At 65.5% G+C, this 12255-nt stretch carries 10 protein-coding genes; all 10 read right to left on the bottom strand.

The genetic code is table 11. The features are described 5' to 3' along the window. Nucleotides 1-41 precede the first annotated feature (41 nt). The 10 genes from OEG82_RS10535 to OEG82_RS10490 all read right to left on the bottom strand — a co-directional run bounded on the left by OEG82_RS10535 (nt 42) and on the right by OEG82_RS10490 (nt 12241). Nucleotides 42-524, bottom strand: coding sequence for a cytochrome c-type biogenesis protein (locus tag OEG82_RS10535; protein WP_267614921.1), 483 nt, complete (start codon nt 522-524; stop codon nt 42-44). Between the two features lie 2 nt (nt 525-526). Next, a complete protein-coding gene (locus OEG82_RS10530) occupies nt 527-2521 on the bottom strand; it encodes a heme lyase CcmF/NrfE family subunit (protein ID WP_267612409.1) in 1995 nt (664 codons plus the stop codon). Nucleotides 2522-2577: 56 nt separating this feature from the next. Next, a complete protein-coding gene (ccmE, locus tag OEG82_RS10525; RefSeq protein WP_267612408.1) occupies nt 2578-3042 on the bottom strand; it encodes a cytochrome c maturation protein CcmE in 465 nt (154 codons plus the stop codon). Beyond that, nucleotides 3039-4640, bottom strand: a complete 1602-nt coding sequence (gene ccmI, locus OEG82_RS10520) for a c-type cytochrome biogenesis protein CcmI (RefSeq protein ID WP_267612407.1) — start codon at nt 4638-4640, stop codon at nt 3039-3041. Before ccmI ends, ccmE begins: the two co-directional genes overlap by 4 nt. Nucleotides 4641-4921: 281 nt before the next feature. Next, a complete protein-coding gene (locus OEG82_RS10515; protein WP_267612406.1) occupies nt 4922-5371 on the bottom strand; it encodes a hypothetical protein in 450 nt (149 codons plus the stop codon). Between the two features lie 176 nt (nt 5372-5547). Next, nucleotides 5548-6930 carry a sensor histidine kinase gene (locus OEG82_RS10510; protein ID WP_267612405.1) on the bottom strand — a complete coding sequence of 461 codons (1383 nt, stop codon included), beginning with the start codon at nt 6928-6930 and terminating at the stop codon, nt 5548-5550. Further along, a complete protein-coding gene (locus OEG82_RS10505) occupies nt 6927-7613 on the bottom strand; it encodes a response regulator transcription factor (RefSeq protein ID WP_267612404.1) in 687 nt (228 codons plus the stop codon). The genes OEG82_RS10510 and OEG82_RS10505 overlap by 4 nt, the downstream gene beginning before the upstream one ends. Before the next feature lie 156 nt (nt 7614-7769). Then, entirely contained in the window at nt 7770-8051 is a 282-nt protein-coding gene (locus OEG82_RS10500) for a hypothetical protein (RefSeq protein ID WP_425497640.1), read from the bottom strand. Between the two features lie 107 nt (nt 8052-8158). Then, complete coding sequence (locus OEG82_RS10495; protein WP_267612402.1) at nt 8159-8365, bottom strand: hypothetical protein; 207 nt, start codon at nt 8363-8365, stop codon at nt 8159-8161. Nucleotides 8366-8392: 27 nt separating this feature from the next. Then, nucleotides 8393-12241: a baseplate multidomain protein megatron gene (locus tag OEG82_RS10490; protein ID WP_267612401.1), complete on the bottom strand. Its 3849-nt coding sequence runs from the start codon at nt 12239-12241 to the stop codon at nt 8393-8395. Between the last annotated feature and the right edge of the window lie 14 nt (nt 12242-12255).

Genomic DNA, 12255 nt, shown 5'->3' with positions numbered 1-12255 from the left:
TGCCCCTTGCTCTCGTCTCACTGTCAGGTGGGGCAATCATATCAGGCTTGCTGATCACGGTCTTTCAACAGTTTCGCGAGCTCGGCCTGTTCGGCGTGGCTCAGCCCGTCGCCGCCGCCGGTGGCGGTTGTCTGGTTCCTGCCGCGGCCATTGACCAGCATCACCGTGGCGCCGATCAGAAAGATCAGAACCGGAGCGCCCCACAACAACACCGTCTGCATCGAAAACCGCGGCTTGAGCAGCACAAATTCGCCATAGCGCGAGACCACGTAATCGATCACGTCCTGATCGCTGTCGCCTGCCACCAGCCGTTCACGCACCAGGAACCGCAGATCGCGGGCCAGTTCGGCATTGGAATCGTCAATCGACTGGTTCTGGCAAACCAGGCAGCGAAATTCCAGCGACAGCGTCCGCGCCCGCGCCTCGAGCGCCGGATCCGCCAGCACCTCGTCGGGATTGACGGCCGCCGCCGGGCCGATCAGCGCCAGCATCAGCGCGGCTGCGGCAAGGAATTGACGCAGCAGGCTCATGCGGTGGCCCCGGCAGCTTTCTTGGCCACCTTTCCGGCATTGGCACGGTTGGGCGCGCCGATGCGCAGACGGCGGTCCGAAAGGGACAGAATGCCGCCCAGCACCATCAGGATCGTCCCGTACCAGATGAAGGTGACCCAGGACTTCCACCAGACCCGAACCACCAGCCCGCCATTGGCCTCGGGATCGCCAAGTGCCACGTAAAGCTGGCTGGCGCCGAAGGTCAGAATGCCGGCCTCGGTCGTTGGCATGCGGCGCGCCGGGTAGAAACGTTTCGACGATGCCACCTTTGCCACCTCGACGCCGCCACGCGAAACCGTGAACTCGCCGGACTGGGCGGTGAAATTGGCGCCGGTCACATCTTCGAGACCGTCAAAGCGCAGCTCATAACCGCCCGCGGAAACCGTGTCGCCGGGATCCATGGTGACGACGGTTTCGGTCGAAAACACGCTGGCGGCGACAACGCCGATCACGGTGACACCCAGTCCCATGTGACCAAGCGCGGAGCCGAATGCCGACCGCGGCAGCCCGGCCAGTCGGCTCCAGGCCACGCGGGCGCCAACCCGGCCGATGCCTGCACGCAGCGCCAGATCGGTCAAGGCTCCCAGGATCAGGAACACGCCCAGCGCGATGCCGATACCGGCCAGCACCGGCGCGCCGGTTTTGAGGAAGACGACACCCAGGCCCACCAGCATGGCAATGCCGATGGCGAAATAGAGCCGGTGCGCCGCCCCCGCCAGATCGCCGCGCTTCCAGGCCAGCAACGGCCCGAAGGGCACGGCCAGCAGCAAGGGCAGCATCAGCGGACCGAAGGTCAGATTGAAGAACGGCGGCCCGACCGAAATCTTGGTGCCGGTGACGGCCTCCAGCAACAGCGGGTAGAGCGTGCCGATCAGCACGGTGGCAGCCGCCGTGGTCAGGAACAGATTGTTGAGAACCAGCGCGCCCTCGCGCGAAATCGGCGCGAACATGCCGCCGGCCTTCAGCGTCCCGGCCCGGAATCCGAACAGTGCCAGCGCGCCGCCGATGAAGATTACCAGAATGCCCAGAATGAACACGCCACGGGTCGGGTCGGTGGCAAAGGCATGCACCGATGTCAGAACGCCGGAGCGGACCAGGAAGGTGCCGAGCAGCGAGAAAGAGAAGGTCAGGATGGCGAGCAACACCGTCCAGATCTTCAGCGCCTCGCGCTTTTCCATCACCAGCGCCGAATGCAGCAGCGCCGTGCCCACCAGCCAGGGCATGAAGGAGGCGTTTTCAACCGGATCCCAGAACCACCAGCCACCCCAGCCGAGTTCGTAATAGGCCCAGTAGCTGCCCATCGAAATGCCGGCGGTGAGGAAGATCCAGGCTGTCAGCGTCCAGGGCCGCACCCAGCGCGCCCAGGCGGCGTCGATCCGTCCCTCGATCAGCGCCGCAATGGCAAAGGCGAAGGAGATCGAAAACCCGACATAACCGAGATAGAGCAGCGGAGGATGGATCGCCAGGCCGATATCCTGCAGGATCGGGTTGAGGTCATTGCCCTCCACCGGGGCCTGGTCAAGCCGGATGAACGGGTTCGAGGTCAGCAGCACGAACAGCAGGAACGCCACCGTGATCCAGGCCTGGACCGAAAGCACATTGGCCTTCAGCGTGTCGGGCAGATTGCGGCCGAACAAGGCGACAAGGCCGGAAAACAGCGTCAGGATCAACACCCAGAGCAGCATCGAGCCTTCGTGATTGCCCCAGACACCAGTGATCTTGTAGAGCATCGGCTTGAGCGAATGCGAGTTCTCGACCACGTTCTGCACCGAGAAATCGGACGTGACATAGGCATTGGTCAGCGCAAAGAACGAGATCGCCACCAGCATCAGCGCGGTCAGTGCCGCCATCGGGCCGATCGCCATCAGCGCGGCATCGCGGCGGCGCGCGCCGATCAAGGGCGCGATCGACTGGACGATGGACACCGCCAGGGCAAGAATGAGGGCGAAATGGCCGATTTCTGTGATCATGGCGTCCACTCCTGCACAAGCTGACACGGCGATTGCCGCGTCGGCGATCTTCGGGTTTACTGGGTCTCGACACCTGGCGTCGGATCGCCATCCTGCCAGACACCCTGGGCCTTCAGCGAATCGGCAACTTCCTTGGGCATGTAGTTCTCGTCATGCTTGGCCAGAACCGAGTCGGCCATGAAGGTGCCTTCTTCAGCCGAAAACACCCCTTCGGTGACCACGCCCTGCCCCTCGCGGAACAGGTCCGGCAGGATGCCGACATAGCGCACCTTGACCGAGGCATTGGTATCGGTGACCTGGAACGTCACCGACGAATTGTCGCCGCGCTCGACCGAGCCCTGCTCGACCAGTCCGCCGAGCCGCACCCGGGTTCCCGGCGCCAGCGGCTGGGCCAGCACGTCGGTGGGCGAATTGAAAAACACGATCTGCTCGCGCAGCGCCGTGGTGATCAGCGCCGCAGCCCCGATCAGGAACACCGCGCCGGCGGCAATGATCGACAGTCGTTTCTGCTTGCGGTTCATTGGCCCTCCGCCACAGGTTCAAGTCCGAGTTGCAGCGCCAGCCGGGCCAGGGCCTGGCCGCCGTCGCTGGCGGCGGGGAACGATCCACTGGCCCGGCTCAACGCCTGTTCGGCCGCAGTGCGGTCGCCCAGCACGGCATAGGACCGCACCAGCCGCAGCCAGCCGTCGATATTGTCGGGATTGTCGGTGAGCTTGGCGTCAAGCGAGGCAACCATGTTGCGGATCATCGCCGTGCGGTCTTCCGCCGGCATCTCCGCGGCTGCCGCCACATCGGCCTGGGATGGTCCGCCCAATTCGGTCGGCTGTTCGTCCACAACGGCAGGACTGCCGCTTGCGCCCGGCAGGATGAAGGGGTTCTTGGCAACCGCCGAGCGTTCGGTGGCCTGCGCATCCCGCTTGCCGGTGGCGGGCGTCATCTGCACGCCGCCAAGGATGGATCCGGCGACGAGTCCCAGTTCCCGGGCCATTTCGCTCAAGGCCTGGCTTTCCTTGCCCGTCGGCGCGAAGGCTGCAATGGCGCGGTCGAGGGCGGCCTGGGCCCGGTCGCGATCGCCGGTGACGACATGCGACTGCACGAGCCGCAGCCATCCTGCGATATCATCGGGATTTTCGGCAAGCTTGGCTTCCAGATTGTCGATCATCGAGCCGATCATCGCCTGGCGCTGTTCAGGGCTCATGTTCTGGGCGGCGGCAATGTCGGCGGCGGTCGGATCACGCGGCGTCACCGTGCCGGTGCCCTGCAACTGCGCCGGGCCGGTGCCGGTTTCTAACGCGGCGAGCTGGCTTTGCACCGCAGGGATCCAGGGCGCCTCGGCGGGTGCGGTCTGCAGCATGCCGTTGAAGGCGGCGCGCGCTTCCGCCGTCTTGCCCGACTGCGCCAGCGCGACGGCCAGGAAGAACTGCGGTTTCGGATCGGATGAATCGAGCTCGCGGGCAGTCTGGAACGCCAGGCTGGCTTCTTCGGTCACGACCCCGCCGGCGGCGGAAAACAGCGCTTCGCCAAGGCTTGCAAGCCTGCCCGGGGACGGCCCGAGAATCGATATCGCCTTCTGGAAGGCGGTCGCCGATTCCTCGAAACGTCCGGTTCTGAGATAGATCGGTCCGAGCACGTCCCAGCCGCGCCCGTCGCGGGGATTTTCCGCCAGATGCCGCTCCGCCTGGGCAATCAGCATGGCCACGTCGGTGGTCTCAGGCTGGGCCTGAAGCCGGGCTGACAGCGGCAATTGCGGCAGGTCCGGCCGGCCCAGCTCGAGATAGGCGGTCAATGCGGCCAATGGCATGAAGATAGCAATCACCGTGACCACGACCCGGCGCAATCCGCGGCTTTCGGCATGGCTGTCGGCGGCCATCGCCGCATCGCCCTTGCGGGCCGCCGCCAGCAGCCGCCGCGAAATTTCGGTCCGCGCCACCTCGGCCTGCGCCGGCTCGACCAGGCCATCGGCGAGGTCGCGGTCGATCTCGCTCAACTGGTCGCGGTAGACTTCCACATCATGCAGCTCCGGCACATCCGGCCCGGAATTACGGCTACGCGCCACTGGCCTGAGCAAGGCCAGGGTCACTGCGGCGGTCATGACGGCTGCGATTACCCAGAACAACATATGGTTTCAATATCCGAGCATTGTGTGTTTTCCAACCGCAATCGGCGTCTGCCCACCGATTGGGGCGTTTGGTCGCGTCCATGGCTCGCCGCGACCCGCAAGGCGTGCCCGGCAACTTCCGGCCACAACCGGGCGCCAGGCTTCACCTGACCCGCACCGGATTCGTCTGAGCCGTTGATTCTGCCGCATGCCCATCGTCTTTCGAATGAACCCGTCGGAACACAATGGACATCATTGCGGCGGCCTGCGCCATGACCCAAATCAACCTATGAGGAGCAAGGTCAGCCCAGCGGCGTCCAGCTTCCGTCCTCGTTGCGGCAAGCCGCACCCTGTCCGGTCACCGAAGCGCCCCCGATCGTGGCCTTGTGGGTGTATTGGCGGCAGTTTTGCTGTCCCACCTGATAGGGCGTGCCGGCCGAGACCTCGCCGGCGGTGCCGCCAGCCTGGCCGGTCCAGGCGACCTTCTGGCCAAGCGGAGTTTTCTCCAGCGCCTGGTACTCGGCCTCGAGCGCACGCAGCCTGTCGGGCTGGGTCAGGCTGCTCGAAGCACCCTGGGGCAGAATCCCGCCATTGAGAGCAGTCAGAATGGCGCCGCTGCCGGCGCTTGAGCTGGTCGTCACCGGCCCGAACGCCAGGGGCCGCGCCCGGCCTGTGGCGGTGCAGCCGGCCACTGCCGCAGAAATTCCCACGATACAGACCAGCTTCGCAATGCCCGAAAGTGAATATGCCATCCTGCTACCGTCCTTGACCAAGTGCACAGCGTCTCCGGTATGCGGAGTTATGGTGCGATATCTGTTTGCCGCGCACGTGTGGCGGCATTGTGACGTGCGTTGCCGCCGTGCAACAACCATAGCTGTTTTACCTGGTGCTGTCCCGGTCCGGCACCGTCCGCGGAGCTGAACTCTGGTCACGCCTGCGTGATCAGCGCCGGCAGCGTCAGCCGCGCCGACAGTCCGCCCGAGGGTGCCTGCGCCAGCGTGAAATCGCCTTTGTATTCGGATGCGATCTCGCCGACGATGGAGAGCCCGAGACCGGTGCCGGGCTTGGATTCGTCGAGCCTGCGGCCGCGCTTCACCGCCTCGCGCATGCCGGTCTCGTCAAGGCCCGGCCCGTCATCGTCGATATCGATGCGGAACATCTGTCGCTGGCCCTCGCCCACGGGCACCGGCCGCAGCCTGACGGCAACACCGGTACGGGCGAATTTGGCGGCATTCTCGACCAGATTGCCCAGCGCTTCCTCCAGATCCTGGGTTTCCATGGCCAGCACCGCATGGCCTGGTTCGATGTCGGTGGAAAACGACAGATCCGGATTCAGCTTGGCCATCACCCTGATCAGCCGCTCGATCACCGGTGCCGCCTCGGTCCGGGCCAGCACGCTGCCGCGCTGGGCCGCGATGCGGGCCCTGTCGAGATAGGTCTGGACCTGCGCCTGCATGGTCTCGGCCTGGGCGCGCACCAAGGCGCCATGCGCCGGAGTCATGTCGCGGGATTCGTTGATCAGGACCGCAATCGGGGTTTTCAGCGAATGTGCCAGATTGCCGACCTGCATGCGCGCGCGCTCGACCACCCGCTGGTTGGCGCTGATCAGTTCATTGATCTCTCCGGCCAGCGGGGCGATTTCGCGGGGGAAGGTGCCATCGAGCTGCTGCGCCTCGCCGGCGCGGATTCTGCCCAGCGCCTGACGGGCATGATCGAGCGGGCGCAGGCCGTAGAGAATGGCCACGGCGTTGACCAGCAGACTGCCGATGCCGAACAGCGCCAGCACCAGATAGAGATTGCCCGAAAATTCGGCGATCTCGTCCTCGAGCACTTCTCGATTGCCGGCCACGCGGAAGCGCGCCGCGTGCCCCTCGGCATCGAGCTCGACTTCGGTTTCAACCACCTCGAGCCGATTGCCCTGGTCGTCGCGGGCTGCATAGCTGCGCTGATAGCGCTCGTTGAACGGCAATTCGGAGACAGGCGGCACGGCAATGGTGCCCTCGCCGATCGAGACCGAAGCCAGTCGCGGGCTTGCCAGATCACCGAGCGGCTCGACCAGCCAGATCCAGCCGCTTCCGGGCTGTTCGAACACCAGGTCGCCCAGTTGCAGATTGCCCGACAGCTGGCCATTGGCGTCGATGGTGACTGCATTGATGACACTGTTGAGATGGGCCCGCAGCAGGTCGCCAAAGGCGCGCTCGCTGCCGGTCCGGTAGAGCTGCGAAATCACGATGGCGATGGCGACCAGCGCGATCACCGCCCAGACCGATGCAAACAGCAGGACGCGTGCGGTGAGAGAGCCGCGTTTCATCCCGCCTTGCCTGCATCCGCGGTTTCGGGCGGCACCATCCGGTAGCCAAGTCCGCGCACGGTTTCGATCAGCTCGACGCCGATCTTCTTGCGCAGCCGGCCGACAAACACTTCAATCGTATTGGAATCCCTGTCGAAATCCTGGTCATACATATGTTCGACCAGCTCGGTGCGCGACACCACCTCGCCCATGTGATGCATCAGATAGGACAGCAGGCGGTATTCATGGCTGGTCAGTTTCAGGGTGACGCCGTCAACGCTGGCTTTCGACGCCTTGGTATCCAGGCGCACCGGACCGCAGGAGATCTCCGAGGAGGCGTGGCCGGATGCCCGGCGGATCAGCGCGCGGATCCGCGCCAGCACTTCCTCGACATGAAACGGTTTGGTGACATAGTCATCGGCTCCCGCATCGATGCCGGCGACCTTGTCGCTCCAGCGGTCGCGGGCGGTCAGGATCAGCACCGGCATGATCCGGGCATTCGCCCGCCATTTTTCCAAAACGGTGACGCCATCCATCTCCGGCAGACCGATATCGAGGATCACCGCGTCATAGGGTTCGGTGTCGCCAAGGAAATGACCTTCCTCGCCATCATAGGCGCGGTCCACCACATAGCCCTGCTCAAGCAGCGCGTCGGCCAGTTGGCGATTGAGATCCTTGTCATCCTCGACAATCAATATGCGCACGTGTCTTGCCCCGCTTGGTTTGGTTTGCCGGCGCCCTGCCCGTGACGGACCTTTCGCCTGTTCGGGCGCGCCGCCCTATCATGCACCGACTCGCGCATTCCGGACAGTTTGCGATTGCGTGGAACCCGGCGCCCCCGGCGCCCGGCTGGAAGGCCCCTATTGCGGGACCTGGACGGTCACCTTCTTCGGCCGGTCAGAGCCGTTGCCCGGAACCAGCACGGTGATCTCGCAGACCACCTGGCCGCCGCTGTTCCTGGCCGACGCGGAGAGCAGTTGCCCGCCGGTCTGGCTGACAACCTGAGCGGCAGCACCGGAGCAATCGGCAGCGACCTGCACGATCGCGGTGCCGTCGGGCGCCTGCAGACCGGTCGATGGCGCGGCAACCGGCGACATCGTTGCCGCCTGCACTGCGATCAATCCAATACTGAGCAAATTCATAGTCATCGTCAGCCCTGACACGGTTGGTACTTCATCTTGGAGCCAGTGATACAAGATCATGCCTGAACCGCAAATGAATGGAAACAGGCTGCAACGGCTATTTGGCATCAGCCGATCCGGTTCTTCGCCGTGATCCGTCCGAAAATCGCCATCAGCCCGCCGATGGCGGCGCCAAGCGAGGTCAAAAGCTCGATCAGGGCCTCGCGATCGGCATCGCTCACGTCAAGTCCGGCCAGTCCGAGACCCGCGGAGCCAAGCGTGACAATGGCGCCCCACAGGGTCTTGGATTGCCACCAGGGTTTGCTGTCGGTCATGGAAAAATCCTTTCAGGTTCGGGGTGATCAGATTTCGAGTGTCGCCGTCCGCGCCACGCCCCAGGGCACGCGCTTGCCTGCCTGCGCCACGCGGAAACTCAGCGAGGGCCGGGCCGAGCCGAAGTCGGCAATCTCGTCGGCTGCCGGATAAAGCCAGCCCGGCGTCTCGGTTTCGACCGTGCGGATTGCCGTACCGGCGTCGAGGATCTCCAGCCGGTAGCGCTCAAAACCCTCGTCATTGGCGACCTCAGCCGCGACCCAGCTGTCGGCCGACAAGCGCCCGCGGCGTATCCAGGAGAGCGCGATGCCACCGGCCTGACGGACGGCGCGCAGATGCACCGGCGACAGCGGCGTGAGCGCCCGCTCACCGCCGGCAAAGCTCACCGGCGCCGCCGCGCCAGCCGCGGCGCCCGATGCTTCGGCGATCCAGTTGAGCGCGCGGCCGGCTTCATCCAGCGTCAGGTTGAGTGGTGCCACGGCATTGTCGAGCATAATGAAGCGCGCGCCCTTCGCAGCGCCGGCGCGCATGGCGTCGTCGGTTCCAGCCTGTCCGCGCAGCAAGCCTGTGAGCCGCCAGCGCCCGGCCAGAATTTCCTCGGCGGTCTCGAACTGGACGATCTCCCAGATACCGGCCTGCGACCCGACCGCCGCCGCATTGGCGCCATTGAGAACCGACAGACGGCTGGCGGTGGAGAGACTGCCAAAGGCCAGATCGACCTCAAGCACCGCGGAGTGATCGAAACGGCCTTCGCTGTCTCCGGCCGGCAAGGCTTCGGCCAGCACGCCGATCCGCGCCGGCGCATCCAGCCTTGCGCGGGCGGCAAATCCCTCGGCCTCCACCGAACTGGAAAGAACGATCTGCCTCCAGGGAATGGCAAGCGCCCCTGCCCGCGCCCAACCGCTCTCGTCAGTGCCGGAGAGCACCGGCAGATCGAGAAAGACGATCTCCGGCGCAAAGAAGGCGTTGGCGTCATCGGGCGCGTGGCTGACAAAAGGCTCCACCACGACACCCGAGCCCGCCGGGGCATGCGCCACTGCCTCGATCCGGCGCATCTCGCTATCCTCGATACGGGTGATCCGGTAGCGGCCGCGCGGGGCGTTTTCGAGCCCGAACCGAACGGTGTCGCCGGGCTGCAGGGCTGCGGATTGCGGCGGCATCGCAAAGCGCAGGCGGCGGCGCTGCAGACGGTGATCATGCAGCCAGCGGTCCGCGGTCATCCGCGCCAGCCCCGGCTCGATTGCCAGGCTCAATGGCATGTCGCGCTGGCGCACCGGCTCTCCCTCAAGCCGCCGCGAGCGTGCCGAGGCGGACGCGTAGTCAACCATCGGATCGGCGGAAAGCAGCACAGCCTCATTGGCAAATTCGCTGATTTCGCCGCGCGTTTCCTCAAACAGCGCACCCGCCTCGGCTTCGGCAACTGCATCGATCTCCAGCGCAGCTGCGCCCGCCGTCAGCCGTGAGACGAATTCCAGGCCCTGCGGACCTTCGCGCACATCGATGCAGAAGGCGTCGACCAGCGGCGCCAGCACCGCACGCGCGGATGCCGGTTCGGAGATCACATGTCCGCTGACCATGCCGTCGACGCGATCGACATCGAAATCCGTCATCCCGGCCTCGCCGAGCACCGCGGCAATCAGATCCTTCAACGCCACCGTGCCAAGGCGCCCGTTGAGCCAATGGCCGGTGCGCCAATTGGCGCCGTCCGACCACACCGCAGAGGACAGCGGAAAGGCCGGAAACGGCCGTGCATCCCAGGTCCACAGGTGAATGTGGTCGGTATCGACCATGCCATCGGCATTGGCCGCGCCGGACCAATGCGCCAGATGCGCTTCCAGAAAGGCGCGCTGGGCCAGGTCGTCGCGCCCGCCATTCGAGTACCAGGGGATCGCACCTTCGGAGGATTTCGGATCGGGAAACAGATTGGGCTGCGCCGCACCCTTGTCGACCGCCGGGCAGCCGAGCTCGGTAAACCAGATCGGCTTGGAGCCGGGAACCCAGGGGCTGGGGCTCGCGGCCTCGCTGCCGCCGATCCGGTCAAAATGCTGGTTCTGCCACCAGCCGCGCAGATCCTTGACCCGGTAGACCCAGTCCTTGCCGCCAAGCCCGTCACTGATCGGCAGACGCGCGCGGGCCGCCCTGCCTGCCTCATCGGCATAGTACCAGTCATATCCCTCCCCGCCCTCGATCGCCTCGCCCAGCGCCCGGATATCATTGCCGCTGCGGGCGCCATCGGGATTGCCGCCGGCAAGATCGCTGTCGCGCCAGTCGCTCAAGGGCATGTAATTGTCGATCGCCACTGCACCGATGGCAGGATGCGCCCACAGCGGATCGAGATTGAAATGGACATTGCCGGAGCCGTCAGCGGGCCGGTAGCCGGCATATTCGGTCCAATCGGCGGCATAGGTCACCAGGGTCGACGCCCCCAGCATCGCCTTCACATCCGCTGCCAGTTCGATCAGCTCATCGACAAAGGGGAACGCGCCATTGTGATCGCGCAGCCGCGTCAGGCCGATCATCTCCGAGCCGATGACGAAACCGTCGACACCGCCGGCCGCCTGGACCAGGGCTGCGTGATGCAGAACAAAGCGGCGGTAGCCCTCGTCACCGCCGGTCCAGCTCACCGTGTCGCCACTGATGGAAAAATCGCTGACCGCCGCCGTGCCGCATAGCGCTGCAATCTGGCTGCGCATCGCCGCCGTGCCATCGGGCGTGCCGGGCTGTCCCGGCGCCGGGCTCGCGGTCATGCGGCCGCGCCGGGGATAGACCGGTTGCTGGCTGCCGCCCTGCGGGTCGGGCAGGCCATTGCCGTCGGGCACATCCATCAGCACGAAGGGATAGAGCACCACCTCGAGCCCGCGGGCCTTGAGATCGCGGATCGCCTCGATGATTGCCCGGTCATCCGGCGTGCCGCCATAGGCAGGGCCGCCATCCTTGGTGGAAACCAGATGCGCCGTGGCGCGGGTGAGTCCGCCCACCTTCCAGGGCCGGGTTTCATCACTGCGCGCCACCACCTCGACGCCGGGACGGAACCGGCAATGGCTGGCACGCAGATCATCGCCGAACCAGGCCGAGACCAGCGCCACGGATTTGAGATTCGGGCACAGTGCCTGCAGCTCATCGAGCGACTGGGCCCAATCGGTTGACGCCTGGCGCATGTTGCGGTTGAGCACCCGCGCAGCACCCACCCCAAGGCTTTCGCGCACCGGGGTGGTTGCATAGCCATGTTCGGTCGATCCGGGGATCAGCGCCACCGCCTTGATCGCCGGTTCCAGCGCGCCAACCGGACGGACCACCTCAAACTGCAACGCCGGAATGCGGTTGCCAAAATCATCCAGCGGCAGCCGCTCGAACACCACATAGGCAAGCCCGCGCCAGGCCGGAACCTTGCCAGCCCCCTGCTTGGCCTCGATCAACGGATCGGGCAATTGCGTCGCCGTGCCGCGATAAATCCGCATCTCGAGGCTGTCGAGATCCAGCTCGCGCCCGTCGGCCCAGACCCGGCGGATCGCGGCGATCGGGCCTTCGCACAGGCCGAGTGCGAAATTGGCGTGGTACTGATAGCTTTCGACCTTCGCGCCCCTGCCCTTGCCGCCCTGCCGTTCCTGGGTGACGGTTTCCTCAAACCGCGTCGCCCAGATCAGTGTTCCGGCAACCCGCATCGAGCCATGCACCCTCAGGATCGGCGATCCTTCATCGGCCGAAGGAATGCGCGCGCCGCTCAAGCCACGGCCGGAAATGGTGCGGGTGGAATTGATCAGGGAGGTGTCGAGCATGCCGCCAACAGTGGCGCCGATGGCCGATCCGATCGCCGTGCCGACCGGTCCGAAAATGCCGCCGACGGCGGCGCCGGCCACCTGCAACAAGATTGTCGCCATGATGATGTCTCGCT

Source organism: Hoeflea ulvae, from assembly GCF_026619435.1.
GTDB lineage: Bacteria > Pseudomonadota > Alphaproteobacteria > Rhizobiales > Rhizobiaceae > Hoeflea > Hoeflea ulvae.
This window is presented reverse-complemented; position numbering and strand designations above follow the sequence as displayed.

Coding starts and splice junctions, on each gene's coding strand:
- OEG82_RS10530 (WP_267612409.1), bottom strand. CDS start 2,521: ATGATCACAGAAATCGGCCATTTCGCCCTCATTCTTGCCCTGGCGGTG.
- ccmE (WP_267612408.1), bottom strand. CDS start 3,042: ATGAACCGCAAGCAGAAACGACTGTCGATCATTGCCGCCGGCGCGGTG.
- ccmI (WP_267612407.1), bottom strand. CDS start 4,640: ATGTTGTTCTGGGTAATCGCAGCCGTCATGACCGCCGCAGTGACCCTG.
- OEG82_RS10515 (WP_267612406.1), bottom strand. CDS start 5,371: ATGGCATATTCACTTTCGGGCATTGCGAAGCTGGTCTGTATCGTGGGA.
- OEG82_RS10510 (WP_267612405.1), bottom strand. CDS start 6,930: ATGAAACGCGGCTCTCTCACCGCACGCGTCCTGCTGTTTGCATCGGTC.
- OEG82_RS10500 (WP_425497640.1), bottom strand. CDS start 8,051: ATGAATTTGCTCAGTATTGGATTGATCGCAGTGCAGGCGGCAACGATG.
- OEG82_RS10495 (WP_267612402.1), bottom strand. CDS start 8,365: ATGACCGACAGCAAACCCTGGTGGCAATCCAAGACCCTGTGGGGCGCC.
- OEG82_RS10490 (WP_267612401.1), bottom strand. CDS start 12,241: ATGGCGACAATCTTGTTGCAGGTGGCCGGCGCCGCCGTCGGCGGCATT.